This window comes from Arthrobacter sp. UYCu512, from assembly GCF_040547075.1.
Taxonomy (GTDB): Bacteria; Actinomycetota; Actinomycetes; order Actinomycetales; family Micrococcaceae; genus Arthrobacter.
Map to the genome: position 1 here is coordinate 1 of NZ_JBEPPA010000016.1, position 24,173 is coordinate 24,173.

A 24,173-nucleotide genomic window follows, 5' to 3' on the forward strand; every position below is an offset into this window, starting at 1 on the left:
GCCCTTTACGTTCCAAACCGAGGCGGACTCACAAGGCAGCAGGCGTGGCACCTGCGCCGAGGGCGCACCAAACGCACACCACGAGCGCGAACACGACAGCAGGCCTGGGCGCACGTCACCGACGCCACAACCTTGAAGAAGAGACCCTCCGAAGCCGACGATCGGAAAGTCGCAGGCCACTGGGAGGGAGATCTCATCATTGGTCTCAACCGGTCAGCGATCGCGACTCTGATCGACCGCACGACACGTTTCGCCATGCTCGTCCATCTGCCCCGACAGAAGGGTTACGGACTGGTCAAGCCAACAAAGAATGGGCCCGCATTGGCTGGCTACGGGGCGGTCTCGATGAAGAACGCACTCGTCCGGACCTTCGAGCCACTCCCGGCAAACCTACGCCGCTCTCTGACCTGGGACCGCGGGAAGGAGATGTCCGCGCACGCCACTCTGACCCAGGAAATCGGATTGTCGGTCTACTTTGCCGACGCGAAGAGCCCGTGGCAGCGCGGGAGCAACGAACATCTCAATGGGCTACTCCGGCAGTACTTCCCGAAAGGCACCGACATATCCCGCTGGAGCATGCCAGAGATCCAAGCTGTTGCCGACATCATCAACAACCGGCCGCGCGGCGTCCTAGGATGGCGCACCCCAGCGGAAGCCTTCGCGGACCAGCTAAAGTCAGTCCCAATAGCAACTGTTGCTTCGATCGGTTGAATACGCCCAGTACCGTGCGATCCGCTACACCCAGCGGCTGGAAGAAGCAGACGCTGTGGCCTCCGCCTGGTCCAAGGGCGATAGCTATGACAATGCCCTCGCCGAGGCGTTCAACTCACTGTTCAAGGCCGAACTTGTCCGCAACAAGGGCCCATGGCGGGACATCAGCCACCTCGAGGTTGCCGTGGCTGAGTACGTAGATTGGTTCAACCACCGGCGTCCACACGGCGAGATCGGCCATGTCCCGCCAGTCGAATACGAGCAGCTCCACGCAATCCACCCGGCCCCGGAACTGCTCTCAATTTCCAACTAAAAACGCCTCCACAAAACCCGGGGCTTGACATGAACGAACCCTGTGCTGCTGCCGCGCCCACCCCGCTGACCACCACCAACCCACGTAAGGACACAGATCATGACCACAAAAAACGTCACGGACGCCTCATTCGCTGAAGACGTCCTCCAATCGGACAAAGCCGTCATCGTCGATTTCTGGGCCGACTGGTGCGGGCCCTGCCAGAAGGTATCCCCGTGCTGGACCAGATCGCCGTCGAATACGCCGACAAAGTCCAAGTCGTCAAGGTCAACATCGACGAAAACCCTGCCGTGGCCGCGAGCCTGGGAATCACATCGATCCCCGCCATCTACCTCTTCAAAGACGGCGAAAACAAGGCGTCCGTCATCGGCGCGCGGCCCAAGCAGTTCCTTGAAAAGGAATTCTCGGACTACCTGCGCTAAGCCCGGTGCCCGCCGGAGGCGGGAGGCCCTGACGGTTCCGCGAGCCGTTCCTTCTCTCCGCAACCGATGGCGGCAGACTTGAACTGGCGACCTGCACACCACCACAAGGAGAACCCATGACCACCACCCCGTCAGTCATTGTCTTTGATGTGAACGAAACCCTCTCGGATATGTCCCCCATGGGGACGCGCTTCAGCGAGGTCGGGGCGCCGGCGGCATCGGCCAAACTCTGGTTCGCGACGCTGCTGCGCGACGGCTTCGCCCTCACCGCCAGCGGCGACAACGGCTCCTTCGCCGGGATCGGGGCCGACGTGCTTCGGGACCTGCTAAGCGGAGTGGAGCTGAACCGCCCCCTAGACGCGGCGGTCGAACACATCATGAATGGCATGACCGGCCTGAAGGTTCATCCGGATGTCCCCGACGGGGTCAGGGCACTCTCCGCGGCCGGGTTCCGGCTGATCACACTCAGCAACGGCTCGGCCCGGATCGCCGAAAAGCTATTCAGCGCGGCCGGAATCCGGGACGAGTTTGAGCTGCTGCTCTCGGTCGAAGATGCTCCCGACTGGAAGCCGGCCCGTGCCTCCTACGACTACGCGGCCACCGCTTCCGGGACCGATCCGGCCGGCATGCTGCTGGTAGCCGTCCACCCGTGGGACATCCACGGCGCGGCCCGCGCCGGGATGCGCACGGCGTGGCTGAACCGGACCGGGGGACGCTACCCGGAGCACTTCGAAGCACCCGAATTCACGGTGAGCGCCCTGACCGGCCTCCCCGCGGCCCTCGCCGGGGCAGCCTGACGGGGCCTGTAGCCGTGCCCGGGCGCGGCACAGCGGCGGGTAAGCGCTGTGCCCCATCCCCGGATGGTTCGACTATCCGATGAATCCTTTGCCTTTGAGCCAGACGGCGGCCGCGTCCCGGGGGTTCATTTTGCGGTCGCCGGAGACATCCTGGTTCAGGTTCAGCAGGTCACCGGTCGTCAGTGCCTGTGAGACTTTATTCAGGACCTCCGTGCTCTTCGCGTCCAGACGGTCCTTGAGCGCGAGCGGCAGTACCTGCTGGGCCGCGAAATTATTCAGCGGATCCTCCAGGACCACCAACCGGTTCTGCACGATCAGCGGGGAAGTGCTGAACACGTCTGCGGCCTGGATCCTGTCATCCAGCAGCGCCCTAACGGTGACCGGTCCGCCGCCGTCGCTGAACGGAACGAACTCTTTGGGGACACACCCGTAGGTAGCTTTAAGCCCCGGGAGACCCTGGGGCCGTTCCTTCGCTTCCGGCGGCATGCCAAGCGCAATCTGATCACAGACCTTCCCCAGATCGGAGAGGCTCTTGAGCCCGTATTTCGCCGCCGTCGACTCGGTCACCACGATAGAGTCTTTGTCCCCGGCCTTGGCCGGTTTCAGGACGGTCAGGTCCGCGGGAAGTTTGCCGGGGAGTTCCTTCATCACGTCTTCGGCGCTGACGGCGGTGGCCGTCTTGTCGACGTAGCGCAACAGATTGCCGCTGTAGTCGGGGACAAGGTCGATGGACCTGTCCTGCAGCGCCCTGACGTAGACTTCGCGGGATCCGATCCCGGGCTTGGTCGACGCCGGGATGCCGGCCGCGTTCAGTGCCCCGGCGTAGATCTCGGCCAGCGTCTCGCTTTCGGGGAAGTTGGCCGAGCCGATGATCAGGGCGCCTCCGGAGCTGGCCTGGCCGGAGGGCTGGGCGTTGTTCAGCGGGTCCGCGCCGGCGCCGCAGGCGGCCAGCCCGAGCGTGAGCAGGGTCCCTGCTGCCAGGGCAACGGTCCGTGTCAGGGGATGTCTCATGATTATGTTCCTTTTCTTACCCCGGCAGTTCCCGGGCGCGATGATGGGTGAGGTCGACCGTGGGGGCCACGGACCGTCAGGTTCTGCCGGTGGCCATGACTGCGGCGGCAATGTCTCCTGGGGTGGGTCCGCCGGTGTCCGGCGGGCCGGGGATGAGGGCCCGCGCGGAGACCGGGATCGTGAGTCGAATGGCATCACCGGCGCCCAGCAGACGGCCCCAGGGCGCCTCTGCCTGAAGGGTGATGCCGGAAACATCAACGGTGACCAGCCGTCGGGGTCCCAGCACCCGGATGTCCGTCACGATGGCGGGCACACCGTGCCCTGCGGTGCCCCGGGCGTTGTCCTGGATGCTGATGCTTTCCTGGCGGATGACCATCACACCGGGGCCGTCGGGCCAGTCGGTGTCCGCGGACAGGTCAAGGTCGCCCAGGGCCGAGTAGTGGACTCCGTCCCGGACGATTCCTGTGATTTCGTTTGTGCCGCCCATGAGCCGGTGGACTTCCAGGGACGCGGGTCGGGAGTATACGAGGTCGACGCGGTCGTGCTGGAGCACCCTGCCGTGGCTGAGGAGCGCGATGCGGTCGGCGACGGCGGCCGCTTCGTCGCGGTCATGGGTGACCATGAGGATGGTGGGGGCCAGCCGCTCCCGCAGCTGTGCCAGCAGCTCGTGCATGGTGGAGCGCAGTTCCTGGTCAAGGGCGCTGAACGGCTCGTCCAGGAGCAGGATGGCAGGCCGTGCGGCCAGGGCCCGGGCGATGGCCACCCGCTGGGCTTGCCCGCCGGAGAGGGCCGTCACGGGGCGGCGGCCGTACCCTTGAAGCTGCACCAGGTCCAGGAAATGGGCGGCATCGGTCCGGGCTGCCCGGCGGCGGACACCACGGACGGTCGCGGCGAAGGCGACATTGTCCAGGACGTTCAGGTGGGGGAACAGCAGCGGGCGCTGGGAGACCAGGGCCATGCCGCGGTGTTCGGGGCTGACCCGGGCCAGATCGGCGCCGCGAAGAACGATCCGACCGGCGTCCGGGGCTTCGAGTCCGGCCACGGCGCGCAGCAGCGTACTTTTCCCCGATCCGGACGGCCCCAGGACGGCAGTGCACGAACCGCCCTCCAAAGTGAGGTGCACGTCGTTCAGGACCTGCGCTGATGAGCTGCTGAACGACTTTGAGAGTCCTTCGATAACCAATGTGTCGTTCATGGAAGATCTCCCGGGGGTTTGCGTGCGAAGAAGCCAAGAGCCAGCAGCACGATCAGCGGTGGAAGGACTGCCGTCGCTGACAGCACGGCAACGACGGCATCGTTGCCGGTGCCGGAGGCGGCCGAGGCGACGAGCAGCGGAACGGTGGTAAATGCGCCGCCGCCGACCAGAAGCGTGATGAGGTAGTCGCTCCAGCCGACCAGGAAGGCCAGGAACGCACTGCGTGCCAGTGCCGGGGCCAGCAGCGGCACCTGCACCCGGGTAAAGACCTGCCACCGGGTGGCTCCCAGGGTGCGGGCCTCGTCTTCAAAGCCACGGTCATGCGCCCCGTAGGCCACACGCATGGTGTACGTCGTGTATGGCAGGGCGTAGACGCTGAGGATGAGGATCACCCCGGCCAGGGGCGGGACCTGCAGCCTCAGGAGCAGCACGTTGAGCCCGAAGGCCGCCGCGAACGCCGGGAGCGCCAGCGGAGCAAACAGCACGGCGTTGACTGCCGCGGGGAACGGGACCCGGTGGTAGGCCAGGGCCCGGGCGGCCAGCATGCCGAGCGGGGTGGCGACGGCGCTGACCGCCAGCCCCAGGCCCAGGGAACGGGCGAAGGCCGGGACCGCGCCCTGGGCCAGGGCCGACCGGACGCCGTCGAAGCCCCAGACATCGGGCAGGGCGGCCGGATAGGACCAGCGGTCCGCGAACAGCCACAGTCCCAGCGGTGCCAGGGGAAGGAGGAACCACGCCGCCAGCGCCAGGGTCAGCAGGGTGCGTCCCGCCCGGCCCGGGTTGCGGGAGGCCCGCAGGGCCGTGCCGTCCCCGCGCGGCGGCGTCCATGGTGTCCTAGGGCCGGCAGGAAGTGTCACCGCCATAGCGGAATCCTCCTCAGGAGGGCGAACGCTGCGGTGGCGGCCCCGATGGACACGATTGTGGTCACCATCGCGAGGGCTGCGGCCTCGGGCCGGGACGTCAACGACGCGGAGCTGAAGACCCGCAACGCCATCACCGGAAGAGGTTCGGGATAGGGCCGGCCGAGGAGCCAGGCGACCTCGTAGGAGCCGAAGGTGTAAACGAAGACGATGGTTGCGGAAACGGTCAGCGCCGGAAGGCTCAGCGGCACCAGGACGTGCCGGAGGCGCCGGAGGCGGCCGGCTCCCAGGAGGGCCGCCGTTTCGTCATAGCCCGTTGAGCGGGTGATCAGGGCGCCGGTGACGACGAGGGCGACGAAGGCTGATTCCTTCCAGCTGTAGTCGGCAATGACCGCGATCCACCAGGGTCCTCCCACCAGCCGCGGCCAGGCCTCCCCCGCCCCGGTTAGCCGGGACAGCAGGCCGGAGTCCGAGAGCAGCAGCCCGACGGACGCGGCCCCGACGATGTGCGGAATAGGGATCGTGAGGGTACTGACGGCGGCAACGACCCGGCCGCACCAGCGGCCCTGAACGATGATCAGGGCCGCCGTGAACCCCACGACGGAGGCTGCGATGGTTGACGCCGCCGCGATGGCCAGGGACAGGCCGATAGCGGCGGGGAGATCCGGGGCCACCGCGGTGTACGCCCCGAGGGTCAGTGTCGGGCTGCCGGTCAGCGGCAGCAGGCCCAGGCTTTGGGCAGCTGCGGTCAGCAGCCCGCCCAAAACGACGAAGGATGCCATCAGCACCGCCGGGGCGGCCGTCATCGCCGGCGGCAGGGGTCTGCGCGGGCTCAGCAGGTCACGGCTTGAGGGCACGGTGTCACCGGCCGATGAGGATCTGGCGCCGCCAGGCGTCGTCGAGTTCCGGCACCCATGCGGCCGAAAGTTCCGGGTTGGCGTTTTTCGACAGCACATCGTAGGCGGGCACCACCGGCGATGGCGGGAGGGCATCGAACATGGCCCGCTGAGGGGCGCTGAGCGCGGCCGGGTCAAGGACCGGGAACTGCCCCCAGATTCGGGGGTCCGCTTTGGCGGCCTGCTGTTCCGGGGAGAGCGCTAGGTTCGCGACGACCATTGCCCCCGCCTGGTGCCCGGAGGTTGACGGGATCGCCAGGAAGCTCGCGTTCCCCACCGTGCCCTCCTCCAGGGTGAGGACTTTCGTGGCCGCCGGGTAGGTGCCGTCGGCGACGAGTTTGCTCAAGGTGGCCGGGCCGTAGGTCATGGTGAAATCGACCTGGCCGCCGGCGAACAGGGCGTTCAGTTCCCCGGACGTTTTCGGGTAGGTCTTCCCTTCGCGCCACAGCGACGGGCCAAGGCCGGTGAGCGTGTCGAACAGGGCCGGGGTGAGCCTGTCGAATGAGGCCCGGTCGTAGCCCAGCGGCACGTTGGTGTATCCGCCGGAGACGCTGTAGAGCACCTGCCGGGTGAAGACGGAGCCGGTGAAGTCAGGCGGTGCCGGGTATGTGAAGCGGCCCGGGTGCGTCCGGGCCCAGTCCAACAGCCCTGCCAGGGTCCTCGGCGGGTTGGTGACGGTCGCGGAGTTGTACGCGAAGGTGAACTGGGCTTTGTTCCACGGCGCTTCGCAGCCCTCGACCGGTGTCCCGAAATCGTTGGCCAGCAGCGGATCCGACGGCGCGGTGAGTTTCATGTTGGGCAGCATCGGGGTCCAGCCGCACGACCATGCCCCGGCCTGCTTACCGGTGCCGAAGTTGTCGCCGTTGACCCAGACCAGGTCGACGCCGCCGTCCGGGGTTCCGGCCTGGACTTCGGTCAGGACACGGTTCAGGGCATCCTTCGTGTCGGCGACCGGGACGCGTTGAAGCTTGACGCCTTCTTTCGCTGCCGCGGGGGTAAGGGTGTTGTCGACGAAGGAATTGCCTTGCTCATCTCCGCCATACATCCATAGGCGCACGGTCTGGCCCTGGGCGGCTGCGGTGACCTGGTCCCAGCCGGTGAACCCCGGCTGCGCCGCCGGAGGGCCGGCGCAGCCGGCCAGGGCCAGCGCAGCGACCGCGATCGCGGCCGTCCCGGAGAGCATGTTTCTGGCGCGGAGCGTAAAAGTCATGGGCGGTGTGCCGGTCCTGTCAGGGCGGTGATCGTCTGCGGCAGTGCGTCGTGGCCGGGTGTTGGCTGTTCTCACGGCTGCGGTTTCCCGGCCGGTGCTGCCGGTGTGACGGGGCGGAGCGGCAGCATTTTGCGCAGCCCGGCGTTTTCCGCCGCGTCCAGGGTCGAATGCTGGACGCAGGCCGGGACCAGCCGCCCGGTTTCGGGGTGGCTCATCGCGTACATGCAGGATCCGAGGCGTTCCTGGGTTTCCCGGATCTTCGGGTCATCGCTGGTCACGCCGCGTTCCATCAGTGCCCAGGCCGGTGCGACGTCGGCGGCGTCCATGAAGTTGTGCACCACGAACGCTTTGAACGAGAGCCGGCGGCTCCAGGCTGCGGACGCCACCGCACCCAGGCCGCCGGCCCGGCCCACGAGGCGGCGGGCAAAGGAGGCCATGACGGGAAGGTCGTCCGGGTGGGCCAGGAGTGCCCGGACGATTTTAGCGGCCACGATCCACGCCGGGGTGCCGCCGAAATACATGCCGCCGTGGTGCTTCAGGAGCCTGTCGCGCGCGGCGAGGTCCCGGGGGTCGTCCGGGTCCAGCAGTGGAGTGAGCATCGATCCGGTGCTGAGGGCGACGGCGGTCCGGTTGCACCGGGCGTCCCCGAATTGGGTTCCCTGCCAGGGAATGGGTTGGCCGGCGCCTGCTTCGATGCGGGACCAGACGGCGTCGATGGTGATCTCGTCGAAGTCCTTGGACCATCTGCGGTCATCCCCGATGTAGGCGGCCGGCTGGAAGGAGAGCATGTCGTACGGCATGCCCAGCACCGCGCTGGTCACCTCGGGGACCTGGTCGACGTTGGCCGGGGTGACGGTCATGTTGTGGGCAAGGTAGGAGCTGACGCCGTGGTCGTGTTTGAGGGCGACGAACATTTCGGCGAACCTGGCGCGGAACGGGTTCAGTTCTGCTTCGTTGCGGGGGCGCACGGCCCCGCGCCGGCCCCGCATCAGGGAATCGAAGTGGGCGGCAAAGGATACTTTGCGGAATCGCGGGCTGCCGTCATTGTCCAGGACGACGTCCAGGAGGTAGTCGTAGTCGAAATCGCCGTGGGTCATGGACATGGGTTCGCGTCCGTTGGCGTGCATGGCCTGCAGGGCTGCGGCGTGGTCCTGGGCCTGGAGCAGGCTGACTTCCCCGCCGATCAGCTGGGCGTGGGCGCGGGGGCCGCGCACCCGGCGCAGGAACTCCATTTGTTGTGTGACGGCCGTGACGGTGTGTTCGCCGTCGATCCGGACTTTGTTCGCGTCCGCGGAGTGGTAGCACGGTGAGCAGGTCAGATTGCATTTGGGGAACACGCCGTGGGTGCCTTCGCAGCCGACGGCGCTTCGTCCCAGCAGCTGCGCCGGGGTCTTCACGTGCTCGGGCAGCCCGGCCCAGCGCTGATCCATCGCGGCCCTGCTCTCCGGGTGGACCGGGCGTGTGAGGAGCTCGACGCTCCGGAGGAGGGCTGCGATCTTCATGGTTCTCCTGCTGGTGTGAGGATAGTCGGGGCCCGGGTGGAGGGGGCGCCGGGTACGGGGCCGGGGGAAGGGAGCGGGCGCTCCCTTCCCCCGGCCTGCGGTGTCTCAGGCGGTCAGTTCCGGGACGGCCGGCAGGTCCAGTTCGGTTCCGGCGTAGTGGTTGAAGTAGTTGGTGAACAGGTTGGCCGCGATGTGGGCGAACGCCTCCGAAAGTTCCTCGGCGTTCCAGCCGGCGTCAAGAGCGGCCTGCCAGGTCGCGTCGGAGACGTTCCCGGTCCGGGCTGCGGCTTCACGGGCGACCAGAGAGATGGCTTCGAGTTTTTCGTCGAAGTCCACTTCACCGGCTCGGATCGCGATGATCTGGCCATCGTCCAGGCCCGCCCGGCGTGCCGAGAGGGTGTGGGCGGCCTGACAGTAGTCACAGCCGTTCTGGTTTCCGACGGCCAGGGCAATCGCCTCGCGGGTGCGGGCGTCAAAGCTGCCATGTTCGGCGATAGCGGCGGACATCCCCATGTAGGAGGCGATCACGGCCGGTGAGTGGGCCATCCCGGCATGGATGTTGAGCAGTTTGCCCATCTTCTGCTCCAGTTTCCGGGCGTTCCCTTGGGACGCTTCGGGTACTGTGGCAACGGTGTGGGCGGGAATGCGTGGCATGTTGTATGTTCTCTTGTCTTTGGGGACTTACAGGATAAATCTGTGGGGCGGAGGGAGCGGCAGATGCGTGGCTGCGTCCGGTCAGGGTCGGTCGCCGCTGACGATGACTCCCCCGCCGGGGGCGAAGGCGACATGGTCTTTGATTATCCGGGCCAGGGGTGTCGGCCGCGGGTAGGACCAGGCGGCGTTCGGTGCCCGGTGGTCCCCGGCGCGGACGTGGTGGTAGCGGGCCACACCCTTCCAGAGGCACAGGGTCCGGACCCAGCTGTTTTCCAGTGTGTCCGGCACCAGCGACTCTGCGGGGAAGTAGTGGTTGCCTTCCAGATACACCGTTTGCCCGGAGCGGGCGATCACCTGGCCGTGGAACGTGGCCGTGATCATGAGGAGCTCCTAGCCAGTTTTTGCAGGACGTCGCGGTCCTGGATGACGATGCGTCCGCGGCCCTGGCGGATGGCCATTTTGGCTGTGAGGTCACTCATGATCTTGCTGGTGGCCTCCCGTGAGGCGCCCAGGAGGCCGGCGAGCTGTTCGTGGGTCAGGTGGATGGTCCGGGCCTGCCCGAAGCGCGGCGGCCCCGCGGCGTCGCCGAGTTTGAGCAGAGTGGACGCCACCTGGGCCGAGAGCGGCCGCAGCGCCAGGTCGGTGAGGCGTTCTTCGAGCCGGGCGACCTGTTCTCCCAGGAGCCGCGAGATCCGGATCGCGATGCGCGGATCCGAGAGCAGGAACCGTTCGACCTCCTCCACGCTGAGCTGGCAGATCGCCGCGTCTTCGATGGCCTCGGCGTAGTTGTCATACATCCGCTGGCCCACGAGCATCATTTCCCCGAACACCGCGCCCGGTTCCAGGATGGCCATCGTCAGGGCCTTGCCATCTTCGGCGACCCGGAAAATACGCACCCGGCCCGACTTGAGGATAAACAGGGCCTTGACGGGCTGGCTCTGGCTGAACAGCAGCTCTCCGCGGCGGAACAGCCGGGCCGGGGCCATCAGGTCCATGGCCTCGATCTCCTGTGCGCTCAGGTCAGCGAACAGATCAACTTCATTCAAACAACTAAACGGGTCAGTGGGTCCTGCCATCAGCGGGTCAACCTCTCGTTGCCGCGGGGCCCACGGTCGCAGGTCTCCGGAAACGGTAGCCCCCACGTCCACCCGGCAGGAATCGGTCATGCCCGGCTCGTCAGGACGCGGACCGCAACCAGTCCCAGAATAGCGCCATAGATCGTGTGGCCCATGAGGCTCATCAGAGCGGTGAGGTCAATAGCGAACAGAGGCATGCCCATCATGGCCGGCATGATCATCAGCGGGCCCAGGACCCACCAGATCGCCCCGTAACCGAGCCCGACGAGGGCGCCGCGGCCATAGCCGGTCAGGAACCGGTTGCCGAAAAGTACCGTCAGGCCGAGCCCGATCAGCACCGAAATCATCAGGTGGACGCCGAACCCGATCACCGCCGAGCTGGAGCCGACCATGGACGCGATGACGGGCAGCATGCCCATCATCGCCATGAGCATGCCGAAGACGATACCGCCGGCGATGCCTCCTGCGACCCCGGCGAGGACGCGCCGTCCCATGCCGGTGCCGGACACGGGACGGGAAAGAGCTGATGCAGAAGCCATGACGGCGACCTTCCATGGAAGAGTTTTTTTGCTGACCTCTTCAAGGTATGGCCGGGCCGGGATGCCGTTCAGTAATCTGCACTACACAGCAGAAACTAATGAGGTCAGCGGTGCAATGCGCCCCCGCAAAGCCGGGATGTGGACATGGCGGCGGCGTTCCCCGCTACCTGTCGTGCGTCGTCTTCCCGGCCCGGATCTGCAGGTGTCCGCCGCGGGCCGAGGCGCGCACGACATCGACGCACCGTTCCTCCACGGCCTGCCATGGGGCGGCGGTGATGTCGGATCCTCCGACCGCGCAGGCCAGCCGTGCCAGCGGAGTCAACCACCGCGCCCATCCCTGCGGTTCCTGCAGGTCCACGACACCGACCCGCGCCTGTGCGGCCAGCAACCCGGTCATGTTCATCCAGGCCCGCCGCCAGCCCCCCATCAGGGACAGCGAGTAGGTTGCCAGGGCCGCATCCGAAACCGCGGTTCCCCCGCTCTCTTCGATGCGGGCAGCGATGGCCCCGGGCTCCAGCAGCACCATGTCCGCCTGGAGCAGGATCACGTTCTGCCAGCCGCGGGCCAGGGCGCGGCGCCGCGCCTGGTGGAGCATTTCGGCGCTGCGGTCGATCCCGACGATGGTCCCGGAGGTACCGATGCGTTCCTGCAGCAGCGGAAAATTCAGTCCGGTTCCGCAGCCGATGTCCAGCACCTGCTGGCCCGTTGTGAGGGCCAGGGCCTCGATGCCGAGCACCCGTCCGGCATGATAGACAGGGTATTCGCCCGAGAGCAGATCATAAAACGGGGCAAACAGCGTGTATTTATCGCCGATGGCGGGCTCCTTCTGGTTCGTTCCGCCGCAGCGGAACAGCCGCGGACGACCGCACCGCCGGGCGCTTTTGTCCGGCATTGAACATCACTTACGAGGAGTCCATCATGGCAGTTGAGAACCCGATCATTGACCTCCTGGTCGTCGGCGGGGGAACCGCCGGAATCGTGGGTGCCAAAACGGCGGCCAGGTTCGGAGCGCGAACCCTCCTGGTCGAACAGGCCCGCACCGGCGGTGACTGCCTGTGGACCGGGTGTGTGCCCTCCAAGACCCTCCTGTCGACAGCCGACCACGCCACGACAGCCCGCGCACTGACCGGGCAGCCCCCGGCATTCGCCGGGGTACGGAAACGCATCTTTGCCGCGATTAACACCATCGAACCCGTCGACTCCCCTGCGGCACTTGAAGCCGCTGGAGTTGAAGTCATCAAGGGCGCGCTGATGTTCCGCTCCCCCGGGGTGGCCGAGGTGGACGGCAGGACGATCCGCTTCCGGCAGGCACTGATCGCCACCGGCGGGGCACCGGTCAGCACCGGCATCCCGGGCCTGGACCCGGGGGCCACCGTGACCTCGGACACGATCTGGGAACTCGACACCCTTCCCGGGCGGCTGGCGATTGTCGGCGGCGGCCCGATCGCCTGCGAACTTGGACAAGCCTTCGCCCGCCTCGGATCCGAGGTCACCATGATCGTCCGCTCCCGGATCCTCCCCAAGGAAGATCCCGACGCCGCTGACATCGTCCGGGAGAGCCTGGCATCTGATGGTGTCCGCATCCTGGAGAACACAACCGTCGAGAATGCGGTCACCACGGACGCCGGGTCCCGGCTCCTGCTTGGGGCCGGCACCGCCGTTGACACGGATACGGTTCTGCTGGCCACCGGGCGCACGCCCCGAACCGCTGGGCTGGGCCTGGAGCGGGTTGGGGTAAGCCTGGACAAGGACGGTCAGGTAATCACGGACACCCGGATGATGACCTCCAACCCGCTCATCTGGGCCGCGGGAGACGTGACCGCGAACCCCCAATTCACCCACCTGGCTGGCGTCCACGCATCCGTGGCGGCCTCGAACGCGGTGCTCGGGCTCAAACGCCACGTCAGCGGCACCGTGCCCCGGGTGACGTTCACCTCCCCGGAGGTGGCCGCGGTCGGGCTCACCGTGGCGGACAGCCACCGGCAGCACCGCGTCCGGACTGTCCGTCATGCCCATGTCGACCGGGCCGTGACGGAGGACACCACGGGCGGGTTTACCCGGCTGATCGTGGACCGGCGGGGGAAAATCCTGGGCGGCACCATCGTGGGCCCGCGGGCCGGGGAATCCCTGGCTGAACTGACCCTGGCCGTCCAGAAAGGGATGACAACGTCCGATATTGCCGGGACGACCCACCCGTACCCGACCTTTTCGGACGGGGTCTGGAATGCTGCCGTCGCCGATGTCCGGGAGCGTCTGGCCTCTCCGGGCATGCGCGGGGCCATGGCGGTGCTGCTCTGGTTCCGGCGCCGCTGGCTGGACCGGCCCCTGCCTCACCGCAGGGACCGGTAGCCGGCTATGACCCGCTGGACGCCGCTGGCGGCGACCAGCAGCGCCCAGACAGACGCGATTTCCCACGCGGCGCCCGGGAAGATCAGCCAGAGGCTGTGCACGGCCACGGTCTCCGCGCCCTCGGTCAGGCCGCCCAGAAACGACAAGGACCGGCCGTCCCGGAGCTGGCGGCCGGTTTTTTCGGCGATGGAGGAGAACGCCAGGAACGCCGTGCCGTTGATGTAGTAGGCGAAGAGGACCAGCAGGAACGGCAGCCACGGGGCGCCGAACGCCGCGGTCGCGCCGATCCCGACGCCGACCACCGTGGCGCCGTAGACGATGAAATCGGCGCAGATGTCCCAGAATCCGCCCCGCCCGGAGTCCTCAGTCCCCGCGCGGGCGTTCCGGCGCCGGGCCAGCGGACCGTCGAGGCCGTCGGCTACCCGGCACAGCAGCCACGCCGCCAGGGCCGGCAGCCACCACTGCGATGCCGCCAGGACCGCGCTGGCAAGACCAAGAACCAGGTTCAGGCCCGTCAGCCGGTCAGGGGTGATCCACGGCCGGTCCAGCCAGCCTGCGGCCCGCCCCAGAGCCGGCTCCATGACCCGACGCAACCGGGCATCAAACATCGGCGCCCTTTTCCTTCCGGCGGCGCCGGACCGCGGCCACCAGCCCGGCCACCGTGAGCACGCCGAGGGCGCCGAGGGCGAGGTTGAGCTGCCATCCCGGCTGCAGGCCGAACGCACCCAGGGTCACGAAACTCACCGTTCCCGGGAGAATGCCGATGGCGGTCCCGAGGAAGTAGGGCCACCAGAGGATGGAGGTCAGCCCGGCCGTATAGTTGATGACCGTAAACGGCAGCACGGGTACCAGGCGGACACCGATCATGGCCGCCAGGCCGCGGCGCCGCAGCAGCTCATCGACTTTCTCCACCCGCGCCCCGGTGAATTTCTCCACCGCCTCCCGGCCCAGCCAGCGGCCCAGCCAGAACGCGGCGACAGACCCCAGGATCGCGGCGATAAAGACGACGGCGATGCCGCCGGCGAACCCAAAGACCAGCCCCGCGGCAACTGAGAGGACATTTTTGGGCACCGGCGCCAGCGTCAACGCGGCATAGCCGAGGATGAAGGCCGCCGGCGCCCACCAGCCGGCGGTGCCGAAATAACTCCGGATGTCCTCCACCGGTGGAAGCGGAAACAGCAGCGCCGCCACGGCAGCGGCGGCGACGAGAACCAGCAGGATTCCGAGCCGAATCACGGCCCGGCGCCGGCTGCCCGGGACAGAACCCGTCACGGGGTGTCCCCGGCACCGGCGTCAGGGATCCGGGTTTCGTCCTCGGCGGTGCGGATGGCCCAGGCGGCGTTGACGAGGCCGATATGGCTGAAAGCCTGCGGGAAATTTCCGAGCAGTTCGTTACTGTCCGGGGCGACCTCCTCGGCCAGCAGGCCCAGGTCGGTGGCGAAACCCGCGGCCCGTTCGAAGACGGCGCGGGCGCGCAGGGTCTGTCCGGCCAGGGCCAGGGCATGGGCCAGCCAGAACGTGCACAGCAGGAACGTTCCTTCCTCCCCGGCAAGCCCGTCGTCGCCCTGGTACCGGTACACCAGGCCACGGCTGTCGGTGAGCCGTTCTTCGATGGCGTCGATCGTTGCCAGCATCCGGGGGTGATCGGCGGGCACGAACCCCACGATGGAGAGCATCAGTGCCGACGCGTCCAGGTCCTCGGATCCGTAGGCCTGGGTATATGCGTTGGCTGGTTCGTTCCAGCCGTTCATCCGGATCGAGTCGGCGAGCAGCGCCCGGGTCCGTATCCAGTGGGGAACCCGGTCCTCCGCGTTCAGGACCCCGGCGAGATCGATGGCCCGGTCCACGGCCACCCAGCACATCAGCTTTGAGTGAAGGTAGTGCCGGGGCGCGCCGCGGACCTCCCAGATGCCCTGGTCCGTGGACTGCCAGCGCGATGCGGCAGCATCTGCCGCATCGGCAAGGAACTGCCGCGTCCCGGGTTCCAGATCGTTCAGGTACTCCGGAAGGGTCGCGGCGGCGTCGAGGAGTTCCCCGTAGACATCGAGCTGACGCTGGTCCCAGGCGCCATTGCCGACCCGCACCGGGGCGCTCTCGCGCCAGCCCGGAAGGTGGGCCAGCTCGCGTTCGGACAAGTCCCGTTCCCCGCCGATGCCGTACATGATCTGCAGCTCGTCGCCGCTGCGGAGCCGGCCCGCGGCCGCGGTTGCGAGGAAGTGGAAGAACTTCCCGGCCTCATCCGGACACGCGGCCACCCACAGGGCCTGCAGGGTCATGCTGGCGTCCCGGATCCAGGTGTACCGGTAGTCCCAGTTCCGGGTGCCGCCGGCGACCTCGGGCAGGGACGTCGTCGGGGCGGCAACGATCGCGCCGGTCGGATAAAACGTCAGCGCCTGCAGGATCCTGCCGCTGGAAGCGACCAGGTCCTGCCAGGGTCCGTCGTAACTTTGATGCATCCGGGACCAGCTGCCCCAGCCCTCCAGCGTGTCCTCAAGCCGGCGCGCAATGTCCGCCTGGCTCCAGAACGCCGGCGGTACCTGCCCGGCGGTGCGGTGGTGAAGGGCGAATCCCAGGGCGTCTCCGGTGCGGAGCACAGGTTTCGCGCGCGCTTGGCCATCATCGAGTTCGAAGAGCACCGGCGTGGAGAGAGTCAGCATGTTGGCCCCGCCATGGACGAGGATTCCGCCGGCGGTGTCCTCGAGGAGCGGCCGGACGAGGCCGTAGTCCGGCCGCGGCGCGAAGACCACCTCCATCTCAACTTCGCCGTCGACGCAGGCCACCTGCCGCAGCAACGTACCGGGAGCCCCCGCGCCGAGGTCATGTCCCCTGTTCCCGTCTCCCAGCACCAGGGAGTCGGTGACTTTCACGGTCCCGCCGGCTGTGGTGTGGAGTGTTTCCAGCACCATCGTGGGCCCGAGGTAACGCCGGGTCGAGGAGTGTGGGCACGCGGGCCGGATCGACCAGTAGCCCGCATCCTCGCCCAGGATCCGTCCGAACACCGAGGGGCTGTCAAAACGGGGGAAACACAGCCAGTCCACCGAACCTGCGGCGCTCACGAGCGCCGCGGAGTGGCAATCGGCGAGCATGGCATAGTTGGCGATGGGCTCACTGGTCATATGGACACCCTGCCTGATTCACTCAAGACGGTCCAGCGCGTCTTCAATGGCGCGGTGGAACGTCGGATAAGCGTAGATCATCCGCCGCAGTGTGCTGATCGGAATCCGGGCGTGGACGGCAAGAGTCAGGGCCGAGAGGACCTCTCCCCCGGCGGGCCCGGCGGATGTCGCACCGACCAGCACCCCGTGATCGGCGTCTTCGACGAGTTTGATGAACCCCTGATTGCCGGACTTGTGGAGCCAGCCGCGGGCGGACGTGGCCAGGTCGGTGAGACCGACACGCACGTTCAGGCCTTTCCCGCGGGCCTGGGCCTCGGTGATGCCGACGGAACCGATCTCGGGGTCCGTGAACGTCACCCGGGGAACCGCATGGTATTCGGCCCGGGCCGGGTCCTGGCCCAGGATGTGCGCGGCGGCGATGGATGCCTGGTACATGGACACGTGGGTAAAGGCGCCCTTGCCGGTGATATCGCCGATGGCGTAGACGCCGTCGGCGATCCGCATGTGACCATCAGGGTCCAGGAAGCGGGCGGCCGGATCCAGGCCCAGGCCGGCCACGCCGAGGGGCTCGAGGTTGGTGGTTCGCCCCGCCGCGACCAAAAGCCGTCCACCACGAAGGGTCGACCCGCCGAGGTCTACCGTGAAGGCGCCCGAAGAGTGCCGGATGCTTTCAATTCGTGCCCCGACGCGGACGTCGATGCCCTCTCCGCGCAGCACTCCCTCGAGGAGTTTGCCGGCCTCGGGCTCTTCCGGGGGCAGCAGGCCCGGTGCCGCTTCCAGAACGGTAACCCGGGTGCCGAAGCGTGCGAAGGCCTGCGCCAGTTCCGCGCCGATCGCCCCTCCCCCGACGACAATGAGGGATTCCGGTAACACGGTCGCGGCGATGGCCTCCCTGTTGGTCCAATACGGCACGTCGGCCAGACCCGGGATCGGAGGAATCATCGGTTCTGTGCCGGTATTGACCACGATGGCGCGGCGGGCGGTGAACTCCCGGCCAGCGGCGCTGACCGTCCGCGGCCCGGTAATTCTGCCCCGGCCACGAACAAAACGGCCGCCTTTGCCGGTGAAACGGTCCACGGCGACGGTGTCGTCCCAGTCATCGGTGGCTTCCGAGCGGATCCGGTCCGCCACCGGTGCCCAGTCCGGGCGGACGTCGGCATCCCCGGCGAGGCCGTGGATCCTTCGGCCCTCCGCTAGGGAGTTGCCTGCCCGGATCATCATCTTGCTCGGAATGCAGCCGTAGTAGGGACACTCCCCGCCAACCAGGCGTCCTTCGATTCCCACGACCGAGAGGCCCGCTTCTGCGAGATCGCCGGCGGCGGCCTCACCTCCCGGTCCCATCCCGATAACAACAACATCAACTTCCTCAGCCACGAAATCTCCTTACCATCATCAATCCGATCCTTCTGAAAAATTCATTCCCTGCCCGGACCGGGATCGGTGGGACCCCGTGCCTCCGGCGGTAATGCCCGGTCATTGGGGCCTCCGGCGGACCCGGACGGCGGTCGGCTGGGTGGACGCTCAGCGATGTCCTGCCGTGCCGGCCGGTTCCTGCGGGCCGCCGGGGCTGGCCCGGTCCCGGTGACGGTTGTGTCAATGTGGACTTCCGAATGCAGGGTGCGGTGCACGGGGCATTTGTCGGCAATCTCCCGAAGCCTCTGACGCTGACCGTTGTCCAGGTCACCATCCAGGCGGATGACCCGTTCGATCCTGTCCACCTGCCCGGTCCCGGTTTCGCATCCTTCGCAGTCCCTGGCGTGGATCCGGGAGTGTCTCAGCGACACGGTCACCTTTTCCAGCGGCCAGTTCTTGCGCCGGGCATACATCCTCACCGTCATCGAGGTGCAGGCCCCCAGACCGGCCAGCAGAAAATCATACGGGGACGGTCCGCTGTTCGTGCCGACAGGCTCGGGCTCGTCGGCGGTTAGCCGGTGCCGTCCGATCTGGACATGCTGGGCGTAATCGCCGGTGCCGCGTTCGGAGACCACCACGAGTCCCTCCGCCGGGTCAGCCGATTCCGGCACCGGCACCTCGTCAGGGCCCGGCACCGATTCGGGGAGCGAAGCGAAGGCATAGCGGCTGGCCCAGGTGGCGAGCATCGTCGCAGCGAAAACAGCATCCGCAGGCTTCGTCAGGAGATGGTCTGCGTTATCGAGTGCGATGAAAGTCTTCGGGTGGCGCGCGGCCTCGTAGATACGGCGCGCGTTATCCGCATCGACGGTCGCATCGACGGGCGAATGCATCACCAGCAGGGCTGCGCCAAGACGGCGGATGCGCTCCGATTGGGGCTGTGCGGCGATGTCGTCGAGGAACTGGCGTCTGATGCGGAATGTCCGCCCGGCGAGCAGCACCTCGGCTTCACCGCGCTCTTCGATCTCGGTGCGGCTGGCGCGCATCAGATGCGCTACGTGATCCGGATCCGCCGGCGCCCCGATGGTTGCCACGGCCCGCACCTCCGGGACGCGGTGGGCGGCGGCGAGCACCGCCGCGCCGCCAAGGGAATGCCCGATCAGGAGCGATGGCGCCGCGAAGCGCTCGCGCAGGAAATCCGACGCGTGGACAAGATCCTCAATATTGGAGCTGAAATTCGTGTTGGCGAAATCGCCCCCGGACTGTCCCAGACCGGTGAAATCAAACCTCAGGACGGCGATGCCAAAACCGGTCAAGGCTCGAGAGATCCTGGCCGCCGCCAGAACGTCCTTGCTGCACGTGAAGCAGTGCGCGAACAACGCATACGCCCGGGGCGCCGATTCCGGAAGATCCAGCCGGGCCGCCAGCAGTACCCCCTCCGACCCCGGGAATTCCAGCCTCTCGCTCCGCATGCTCAAGCCTTCCCGTGTCTGTGGATACCTCTGTGGATGGGCCAGATCTGACCGCTGCTGCCTAAATTGGCGCGCAACCCGGCCACTGGCCGGAGGCCTTCAGGCGGGAGCCCTGGCAGGTGCAGGATCCGCCCCTGGCTATTAGGTGATTTGGATTTCTCTCCAGAAAGCAACGTAGTTGCTGTAATCCCGGCCCACCCGATCCAGCGACGCGGGATACGGTTCGGGGTAACTGAAAGCGCGGTCCGCTAATAGGTTCCCGCCGCCGTCTTTGAGACTGAAGTACTGGCATCGGCCTTTCCACCCACAGGTGTACGGCGTTGGACTGGCAATAGGCAGGGCGGAGTCAACGCTCTGCGGCGGGAAGTACCAGTTTCCCTCGATCTTGATCAGCTCGTCCATGGGTGCTTCCGCAAGCACGGTGCCGTTAAATACTGCTTTCATGGGATCCGCCCTTTCAGGGTGAAATCATTCATTCCCACGAATCTAGGGGCGATCCTCGTCCGGGTTCTGCGATCCGGGACACACAAGAGACGATCCGTGAATTACCTGGTGCCGGTCTCACCTGCAGCCAGGGCCCGGGTCCCTTCCGACAGTCGATGAGCTTCCAAGGGGAGCATCAAGGGAGCCCACGGAACGAGAGTGGGTCTTAGGGCGGTAAGTTTCGGGACTATTGGGCCCCGGAGACAGTCGGTTTCCTGACCGGCACCTGGCCTCACTTCCGGAGCTGCGTCGTCCAAATGCTGTGTATCCCAGATTACGGATCTCCGTGCCTCGGGCGGCCTACTGTGGATTGGGCCGCCGTCGGGCTGGGGAACCGCCTGGATATAGAGCGGAGCCAGGCCCGCTGCGGGGCCGCTCAACCACTGATGCGGTGTACATCCTGCGCAAACCGAAAAGGAGCAGACATGTATCAAGCTATCTGGAACGACGTCGTACTGGCAGAGACGGATACGACAACCCGTGTGGAGGGGAACCACTACTTCCCGCCGGACTCCCTGAAGTCTGTGTACTTCAATGTCAGCCCTACGACATCCCACTGCCCATGGAAAGGCACTGCAAAGTACTACACGCTCTCGGTGGACGGGCACCAGAACGCTGACGCCGCGTGGTACTACCCCAGCCCCTCACCGGCCGCCGAACACATTCGCGACTACGTAGCCTTTTGGAATGGCGTCCGGGTTGTGAAAGCAAGGGAGAATCCGCTCACTGCCCTCTGCCGCCGGATCACGACGCGCAAATGACGTCCCCCGCCCCCGGAACAAAGCCGCGGGACGATCCGCGCGATACCGAAGGTTCCACCGGCGCCCCTTCGTTCAGGCGTGTTGCACTCGAGGCAGCCGCCGTGTCCTCCGCTGTGGCGCTCGGCTGGGTACTCATGGCCGTCTCCCACCCGACAACGACCTACCATTTCGCGCCGCTCGTCGCCGTGGTCGTAGGCGCGGTCCTCGTACGTGCCCGCACTCAGAAATCGATTCCGCTTCGACGCGCTCTGGTTCTTACCTCGGGCAGTGCTCTGCCCGCGTTGATTTCGACGGCTGTGATTGAGAGTCTCAATGCTCTTGGCGGGCCAACTCTGATCGGTGCTGGAAACGCGTTGGTGGAGACCCTAGTAGCCATTGCGGCGGGACTAATCATCGGCGTCACCACGATGATTACACCCTGGAGGCCGAGGGATAGGGGGTGATCAAGCCGTTAGCGTGACTTTCCCGAGCATTGGTCCAAGCCCCTTGACCATTTTGGTTTCGCGTCCGGCGTCACTGACTGGCAGCGCTCAAGCACCTGGGCGGGGGCTATTGTGAAATAAGCCACACCTTCACGCGTCCGGGTAACCTCTGGCAGGCGTGCAGCGGCCGTGTCCTGCAGGTGCCCTACCGGCCCCTCACAGGATATTCCTTTAAACGACTTCGGCACAGGACCCGATCGCTCCGGGCGCCCATGCGGCAGCCCATCCGGGAGGTGGTGCGGGATGGAAAGGCAAGAAGCGAGGGCCGACGACTTGCCTGCATTCCCGGTGCGGGGATTCGGGTTCTGGATTCCGGCACTGGTGTTGCCGCTGCTGCTATTGGGGGCAGCAGTAACAGTTTTCCTGCTGGGTTCGGGGGCAGTCGCCGTCATCCTCGGCGGCACACTGCTCCTAGGGGCGGTCTCGTCAGTCGCGTTCTATTCCGCGGGCGTCCGGCGCCGGCGCAGTGCCCGACGCCGACCCGGCGCGACGGATGCGACTAGCCACCGCAACCATCCCGATTAGTGTGATGTAAATCACTCATGCCTGTGCGTGACGAATTCCCTAACGGCGACGTCTCATTCCTGTAGGCATCCAGCCGGGTGCTGAATAACGATGGTTTTGAATACTTTTCCAGGAGTGATTCTTTTGACTACACAGCCCCAGAGCAAGACGCCTGCTGACCTGCCGACCGCATCGGCGTCCACCCCCGTGAATACCAATTCGGGTAAGGACGGCCGTGGAGCGACCACGATTGCCGACGGTGTGGTCGCGAAGATCGCCGGTATTGCCGCGAAGGACATCCCGGGGGTGCATGCCCTCGGCGGTGGTGCAGCCCGGATGATGGGTTCTCTGCGCGATGCGGTGGGACAGAAGGACCTGACGCAGGGTGTCTCCGTGGAGGTCGGGCAGACTCAGGTCGCTGTCGATATCACTTTGGTAGTGGAGTACCCGCATCCGCTGCAGAAGGTCGCCGATGATGTCCGCGACGCCGTTTTTGGCGCTGTTGAGGATCTGGTGGGCATGGAAGTCACCGAAGTGAACATCACGGTCACCGACATTCACATCCCGTCCGAAGATGAAGATGACTCGGACGCTGAAAAGGCCGCCGCATCCACCCGCGAAGGCCGCGTCTCGTGACCCCAATGTTCGCCGGCATCGCGATCGGGGCAACCCTGGCGATCACGGCTCTGGCCTTCGGTTTTTGGGGCTTACTGCTAGTGGCCCTCTTTATGGCCATCGGCGCGGTCCTGGGCCGCAGCGCGGAAGGCCGGCTGGATCTGGGCGGAGTCCTCGACGCGCTTCGCGGCAAGCGCTCCTCCTCATGAGCGCCAGCACCATCGAGCCCCGGCAAAAAGTCCGCGCAGCTCCTCGGGCGGGGCGCCGCGCTGGCCACACTAGAACCACATCGGCCGCCTTGCACCACACGATTGGGGCCATCACGGCGGATGCCTTCGGGATTCCGCCCCGGGCGGTCACAGCCCGTGTCCACGATGACCGGGGACACCTCAGCGTCACGGTCGCAGTGGCATTGCCGATGCCGTCCCTGACTGAGGCTGCCCGGAACCCCCTCGCTGTCACGTCATCCGGCGGGACCTTGTACGAGCGCGCCGAACGTGCAAGGACCGATATTCTGGCCCGGGCGCTGGCCATAGCGGGAACATCTGTCGCTCGGGTCGACATACGCCTCACAGGCCTTCTTCGAGAGAAAAAGGAGGCCACTCTCCGATGAGCACGAACCTGCAGATCCGCCGGATTGCACGCCGGGAGACCCGCCGGTCCCGGGCGCTGGCATCAATAATCACCGCGGCCGCCCTGATTCTCGGCCTGCTCTGGCTAAGCGCCGAAGCCGTCCTCTCGCTGACCGGTAACGCGGCCCTGCTGGCCGCACCGGGACAGATCGGGCAGTGGATGGCAACCCTGGCGGCCAACACCCTCCCGGCCGGGCTCGTCGCCGCCGGGGCGGGTCTGATCCTGACAGGCCTCCTCTACCTGGTTCTGGCGTTGGGCCCGGGCCGCCGGTCCCGCCACATTATGGCCAGTAACCGGGCCGCCGTCGTTGTCGATGACGATGTCATTGCTGCCTCGGTATCCCGCAGCGCGCGTACCGCCGCCGACCTGGCCCCAGAACAGGTCACCACCACCGTCGGCGGGCGCACCGTGGAGGTGGTCATTCACCCGAGTTCCGGCATCAAGGCCGACGCGGCAGCCGCCGACCTTGCGGTCCGTGAGGAAATCGCCCGGTACGGCCTCCCCGCCGCACCCCGGATCACGGTCCGGACCAGCACGGAAGGGGCGCTGGGAATATGAACGCCACGCACCGCGGCATGAACAGGTTACTCCTTGGGCTTCTCGGTCTAGTTCTGGTGGGCGTGGGCGCGCTCATCGGCGCCGCGGGCCTGAACACGTCCATCGCCGAGGGCTGGAACACCACCGGCGCAACACTGCTCGCAGATCTCAGCAACGCGCTTGCCAGCGCACCGATCCCCGGCGCGTCCAGCAGCTGGTGGACCATAGCGGTCCTCGCTCTGGCACTGGTCGTGATGGCACTCCTTCTTGGCTGGATCGCCTCACAAGGCGGCGGGCGTACCAACAGGGCCGGACGACGCGAAGATCCGGAGCACCACGGCACCACCACCGTGGAGACCTTACTTGCCTCCGCGGCGGTCCGAAAAGCAACCGTCGGCGATGACCGGATCATCGCAGCGACCGTCAGCACCTGGAAAGCAAAGCGCGCCGACGGTCTCAAACTGACACTCCAAGCCCGCAAGGGTGTCTCGCCCCGGGACTTGGCCGATGCCGGTGAAGAACTCATCTCCGGGCTCGACAATCTACTTGGGGACCGAGGCCCGGTCCTGATCCGCATAACCACCGGACTGCGCTCCACCCTGTCAGGCACCGACCGCGACCGTTGAGCCGTTGGGGGAACCAACGTTCTCCTGATCACGGATAACCAGTCCTCCGCACTCACCCA

General features: G+C 66.7%; 27 protein-coding genes and 1 pseudogene. 11 read left to right on the forward strand and 17 right to left on the reverse strand.

Annotation, left to right across the window (positions count from 1 at the left end):
* The 4 genes and pseudogenes from ABIB49_RS15735 to ABIB49_RS15750 form a co-directional block, all read left to right on the forward strand.
* A partial coding sequence (locus tag ABIB49_RS15735; RefSeq protein ID WP_354157338.1) for an IS30 family transposase occupies nucleotides 1–711 on the forward strand: 711 nt, incomplete at its 5' end.
* Nucleotides 695–1,024 carry an integrase core domain-containing protein gene (locus tag ABIB49_RS15740; RefSeq protein ID WP_354157339.1) on the forward strand — a complete coding sequence of 110 codons (330 nt, stop codon included), beginning with the start codon at nucleotides 695–697 and terminating at the stop codon, nucleotides 1,022–1,024. The genes ABIB49_RS15735 and ABIB49_RS15740, both read left to right, overlap by 17 nt.
* Before the next feature lie 99 nt (nucleotides 1,025–1,123).
* Nucleotides 1,124–1,446, forward strand: a pseudogene (gene trxA / locus ABIB49_RS15745) (thioredoxin).
* A gap of 116 nt (nucleotides 1,447–1,562) precedes the next feature.
* Nucleotides 1,563–2,243 carry a haloacid dehalogenase type II gene (locus tag ABIB49_RS15750; protein ID WP_283481119.1) on the forward strand — a complete coding sequence of 227 codons (681 nt, stop codon included), beginning with the start codon at nucleotides 1,563–1,565 and terminating at the stop codon, nucleotides 2,241–2,243.
* Between the two features lie 72 nt (nucleotides 2,244–2,315).
* On the opposite strand, the gene ABIB49_RS15755 is transcribed toward ABIB49_RS15750, so the two are convergent.
* The 11 genes from ABIB49_RS15755 to ABIB49_RS15805 all read right to left on the reverse strand — a co-directional run bounded on the left by ABIB49_RS15755 (nucleotide 2,316) and on the right by ABIB49_RS15805 (nucleotide 12,078).
* The gene (locus ABIB49_RS15755; protein ID WP_283481121.1) at nucleotides 2,316–3,254 is read right to left on the reverse strand and encodes an ABC transporter substrate-binding protein; all 939 of its coding nucleotides are present in this window, start codon (nucleotides 3,252–3,254) and stop codon (nucleotides 2,316–2,318) included.
* Between the two features lie 76 nt (nucleotides 3,255–3,330).
* On the reverse strand, nucleotides 3,331–4,449 hold the full coding sequence (locus ABIB49_RS15760; protein ID WP_283481122.1) for an ABC transporter ATP-binding protein: 1,119 nt from the start codon (nucleotides 4,447–4,449) through the stop codon (nucleotides 3,331–3,333).
* Nucleotides 4,446–5,312: an ABC transporter permease gene (locus ABIB49_RS15765; protein ID WP_283481124.1), complete on the reverse strand. Its 867-nt coding sequence runs from the start codon at nucleotides 5,310–5,312 to the stop codon at nucleotides 4,446–4,448. The genes ABIB49_RS15760 and ABIB49_RS15765 overlap by 4 nt, the downstream gene beginning before the upstream one ends.
* Complete coding sequence (locus tag ABIB49_RS15770; RefSeq protein ID WP_354157340.1) at nucleotides 5,303–6,166, reverse strand: ABC transporter permease; 864 nt, start codon at nucleotides 6,164–6,166, stop codon at nucleotides 5,303–5,305. The genes ABIB49_RS15765 and ABIB49_RS15770 overlap by 10 nt, the downstream gene beginning before the upstream one ends.
* Before the next feature lie 4 nt (nucleotides 6,167–6,170).
* Nucleotides 6,171–7,415 (reverse strand): ABC transporter substrate-binding protein, encoded by a 1,245-nt coding sequence (locus ABIB49_RS15775; protein WP_283481127.1) that lies wholly within the window; start codon nucleotides 7,413–7,415, stop codon nucleotides 6,171–6,173.
* Nucleotides 7,416–7,486: 71 nt separating this feature from the next.
* Entirely contained in the window at nucleotides 7,487–8,917 is a 1,431-nt protein-coding gene (locus ABIB49_RS15780; protein WP_283481128.1) for a hypothetical protein, read from the reverse strand.
* Nucleotides 8,918–9,022: 105 nt separating this feature from the next.
* Entirely contained in the window at nucleotides 9,023–9,571 is a 549-nt protein-coding gene (locus ABIB49_RS15785) for a carboxymuconolactone decarboxylase family protein (protein ID WP_283481129.1), read from the reverse strand.
* Between the two features lie 81 nt (nucleotides 9,572–9,652).
* Nucleotides 9,653–9,952: a DUF427 domain-containing protein gene (locus ABIB49_RS15790; RefSeq protein ID WP_283481130.1), complete on the reverse strand. Its 300-nt coding sequence runs from the start codon at nucleotides 9,950–9,952 to the stop codon at nucleotides 9,653–9,655.
* Nucleotides 9,949–10,617 (reverse strand): Crp/Fnr family transcriptional regulator, encoded by a 669-nt coding sequence (locus ABIB49_RS15795; protein ID WP_283481132.1) that lies wholly within the window; start codon nucleotides 10,615–10,617, stop codon nucleotides 9,949–9,951. Before ABIB49_RS15795 ends, ABIB49_RS15790 begins: the two co-directional genes overlap by 4 nt.
* A gap of 116 nt (nucleotides 10,618–10,733) precedes the next feature.
* A complete protein-coding gene (locus ABIB49_RS15800; protein WP_283481133.1) occupies nucleotides 10,734–11,186 on the reverse strand; it encodes a hypothetical protein in 453 nt (150 codons plus the stop codon).
* Between the two features lie 163 nt (nucleotides 11,187–11,349).
* Nucleotides 11,350–12,078 carry a class I SAM-dependent methyltransferase gene (locus tag ABIB49_RS15805; protein WP_283481134.1) on the reverse strand — a complete coding sequence of 243 codons (729 nt, stop codon included), beginning with the start codon at nucleotides 12,076–12,078 and terminating at the stop codon, nucleotides 11,350–11,352.
* Nucleotides 12,079–12,104: 26 nt separating this feature from the next.
* On the opposite strand from ABIB49_RS15805, the gene ABIB49_RS15810 reads away from it, so the two are divergent.
* On the forward strand, nucleotides 12,105–13,535 hold the full coding sequence (locus ABIB49_RS15810) for a dihydrolipoyl dehydrogenase family protein (RefSeq protein ID WP_283481136.1): 1,431 nt from the start codon (nucleotides 12,105–12,107) through the stop codon (nucleotides 13,533–13,535).
* On the opposite strand, the gene ABIB49_RS15815 is transcribed toward ABIB49_RS15810, so the two are convergent.
* The 6 genes from ABIB49_RS15815 to ABIB49_RS15840 form a co-directional block, all read right to left on the reverse strand.
* The gene (locus ABIB49_RS15815; RefSeq protein WP_283481138.1) at nucleotides 13,517–14,143 is read right to left on the reverse strand and encodes a CDP-alcohol phosphatidyltransferase family protein; all 627 of its coding nucleotides are present in this window, start codon (nucleotides 14,141–14,143) and stop codon (nucleotides 13,517–13,519) included. The genes ABIB49_RS15810 and ABIB49_RS15815 overlap by 19 nt on opposite strands.
* Nucleotides 14,136–14,807 (reverse strand): TVP38/TMEM64 family protein, encoded by a 672-nt coding sequence (locus tag ABIB49_RS15820; RefSeq protein ID WP_283481140.1) that lies wholly within the window; start codon nucleotides 14,805–14,807, stop codon nucleotides 14,136–14,138. The genes ABIB49_RS15815 and ABIB49_RS15820 overlap by 8 nt, the downstream gene beginning before the upstream one ends.
* On the reverse strand, nucleotides 14,804–16,651 hold the full coding sequence (locus tag ABIB49_RS15825) for a glycoside hydrolase family 15 protein (RefSeq protein WP_283481141.1): 1,848 nt from the start codon (nucleotides 16,649–16,651) through the stop codon (nucleotides 14,804–14,806). Before ABIB49_RS15825 ends, ABIB49_RS15820 begins: the two co-directional genes overlap by 4 nt.
* Nucleotides 16,652–16,669: 18 nt before the next feature.
* Complete coding sequence (locus ABIB49_RS15830; RefSeq protein ID WP_283481142.1) at nucleotides 16,670–18,025, reverse strand: dihydrolipoyl dehydrogenase family protein; 1,356 nt, start codon at nucleotides 18,023–18,025, stop codon at nucleotides 16,670–16,672.
* A 41-nt stretch (nucleotides 18,026–18,066) separates the two neighbouring features.
* The gene (locus tag ABIB49_RS15835) at nucleotides 18,067–19,473 is read right to left on the reverse strand and encodes a bifunctional alpha/beta hydrolase/OsmC family protein (protein WP_354157341.1); all 1,407 of its coding nucleotides are present in this window, start codon (nucleotides 19,471–19,473) and stop codon (nucleotides 18,067–18,069) included.
* Between the two features lie 141 nt (nucleotides 19,474–19,614).
* A complete protein-coding gene (locus tag ABIB49_RS15840; RefSeq protein WP_283481144.1) occupies nucleotides 19,615–19,917 on the reverse strand; it encodes a DUF427 domain-containing protein in 303 nt (100 codons plus the stop codon).
* A gap of 464 nt (nucleotides 19,918–20,381) precedes the next feature.
* Between ABIB49_RS15840 and ABIB49_RS15845 the strand changes: the two genes are divergently transcribed.
* The 6 genes from ABIB49_RS15845 (at nucleotide 20,382) to ABIB49_RS15870 (ending at nucleotide 24,114) form a co-directional block, all read left to right on the forward strand.
* Nucleotides 20,382–20,717, forward strand: a complete 336-nt coding sequence (locus ABIB49_RS15845) for a DUF427 domain-containing protein (protein WP_283481145.1) — start codon at nucleotides 20,382–20,384, stop codon at nucleotides 20,715–20,717.
* 725 nt (nucleotides 20,718–21,442) lie between these two features.
* A complete protein-coding gene (locus ABIB49_RS15850; RefSeq protein WP_226775949.1) occupies nucleotides 21,443–21,724 on the forward strand; it encodes a hypothetical protein in 282 nt (93 codons plus the stop codon).
* 123 nt (nucleotides 21,725–21,847) lie between these two features.
* A complete protein-coding gene (locus ABIB49_RS15855; RefSeq protein WP_396021311.1) occupies nucleotides 21,848–22,339 on the forward strand; it encodes an Asp23/Gls24 family envelope stress response protein in 492 nt (163 codons plus the stop codon).
* 5 nt (nucleotides 22,340–22,344) lie between these two features.
* Nucleotides 22,345–22,527: a DUF2273 domain-containing protein gene (locus ABIB49_RS15860; RefSeq protein WP_502913822.1), complete on the forward strand. Its 183-nt coding sequence runs from the start codon at nucleotides 22,345–22,347 to the stop codon at nucleotides 22,525–22,527.
* Between the two features lie 400 nt (nucleotides 22,528–22,927).
* Nucleotides 22,928–23,509: a hypothetical protein gene (locus tag ABIB49_RS15865; protein WP_282468129.1), complete on the forward strand. Its 582-nt coding sequence runs from the start codon at nucleotides 22,928–22,930 to the stop codon at nucleotides 23,507–23,509.
* Entirely contained in the window at nucleotides 23,506–24,114 is a 609-nt protein-coding gene (locus ABIB49_RS15870; protein ID WP_354157343.1) for a hypothetical protein, read from the forward strand. The genes ABIB49_RS15865 and ABIB49_RS15870 overlap by 4 nt, the downstream gene beginning before the upstream one ends.
* The last annotated feature ends 59 nt before the right edge of the window (nucleotides 24,115–24,173 follow it).

What these genes read in the sequence shown, in the direction of transcription:
- ABIB49_RS15750 (WP_283481119.1), top strand. Translation starts at nt 1,563, where the DNA reads ATGACCACCACCCCGTCAGTCATTGTCTTTGATGTGAACGAAACCCTC.
- ABIB49_RS15755 (WP_283481121.1), bottom strand. Translation starts at nt 3,254, where the DNA reads ATGAGACATCCCCTGACACGGACCGTTGCCCTGGCAGCAGGGACCCTG.
- ABIB49_RS15760 (WP_283481122.1), bottom strand. Translation starts at nt 4,449, where the DNA reads ATGAACGACACATTGGTTATCGAAGGACTCTCAAAGTCGTTCAGCAGC.
- ABIB49_RS15765 (WP_283481124.1), bottom strand. Translation starts at nt 5,312, where the DNA reads ATGGCGGTGACACTTCCTGCCGGCCCTAGGACACCATGGACGCCGCCG.
- ABIB49_RS15775 (WP_283481127.1), bottom strand. Translation starts at nt 7,415, where the DNA reads ATGACTTTTACGCTCCGCGCCAGAAACATGCTCTCCGGGACGGCCGCG.
- ABIB49_RS15780 (WP_283481128.1), bottom strand. Translation starts at nt 8,917, where the DNA reads ATGAAGATCGCAGCCCTCCTCCGGAGCGTCGAGCTCCTCACACGCCCG.
- ABIB49_RS15785 (WP_283481129.1), bottom strand. Translation starts at nt 9,571, where the DNA reads ATGCCACGCATTCCCGCCCACACCGTTGCCACAGTACCCGAAGCGTCC.
- ABIB49_RS15790 (WP_283481130.1), bottom strand. Translation starts at nt 9,952, where the DNA reads ATGATCACGGCCACGTTCCACGGCCAGGTGATCGCCCGCTCCGGGCAA.
- ABIB49_RS15800 (WP_283481133.1), bottom strand. Translation starts at nt 11,186, where the DNA reads ATGGCTTCTGCATCAGCTCTTTCCCGTCCCGTGTCCGGCACCGGCATG.
- ABIB49_RS15805 (WP_283481134.1), bottom strand. Translation starts at nt 12,078, where the DNA reads ATGCCGGACAAAAGCGCCCGGCGGTGCGGTCGTCCGCGGCTGTTCCGC.
- ABIB49_RS15810 (WP_283481136.1), top strand. Translation starts at nt 12,105, where the DNA reads ATGGCAGTTGAGAACCCGATCATTGACCTCCTGGTCGTCGGCGGGGGA.
- ABIB49_RS15815 (WP_283481138.1), bottom strand. Translation starts at nt 14,143, where the DNA reads ATGTTTGATGCCCGGTTGCGTCGGGTCATGGAGCCGGCTCTGGGGCGG.
- ABIB49_RS15825 (WP_283481141.1), bottom strand. Translation starts at nt 16,651, where the DNA reads ATGACCAGTGAGCCCATCGCCAACTATGCCATGCTCGCCGATTGCCAC.
- ABIB49_RS15835 (WP_354157341.1), bottom strand. Translation starts at nt 19,473, where the DNA reads ATGCGGAGCGAGAGGCTGGAATTCCCGGGGTCGGAGGGGGTACTGCTG.
- ABIB49_RS15840 (WP_283481144.1), bottom strand. Translation starts at nt 19,917, where the DNA reads ATGAAAGCAGTATTTAACGGCACCGTGCTTGCGGAAGCACCCATGGAC.
- ABIB49_RS15845 (WP_283481145.1), top strand. Translation starts at nt 20,382, where the DNA reads ATGTATCAAGCTATCTGGAACGACGTCGTACTGGCAGAGACGGATACG.
- ABIB49_RS15850 (WP_226775949.1), top strand. Translation starts at nt 21,443, where the DNA reads ATGGAAAGGCAAGAAGCGAGGGCCGACGACTTGCCTGCATTCCCGGTG.
- ABIB49_RS15860 (WP_502913822.1), top strand. Translation starts at nt 22,345, where the DNA reads ATGTTCGCCGGCATCGCGATCGGGGCAACCCTGGCGATCACGGCTCTG.
- ABIB49_RS15865 (WP_282468129.1), top strand. Translation starts at nt 22,928, where the DNA reads ATGAGCACGAACCTGCAGATCCGCCGGATTGCACGCCGGGAGACCCGC.
- ABIB49_RS15870 (WP_354157343.1), top strand. Translation starts at nt 23,506, where the DNA reads ATGAACGCCACGCACCGCGGCATGAACAGGTTACTCCTTGGGCTTCTC.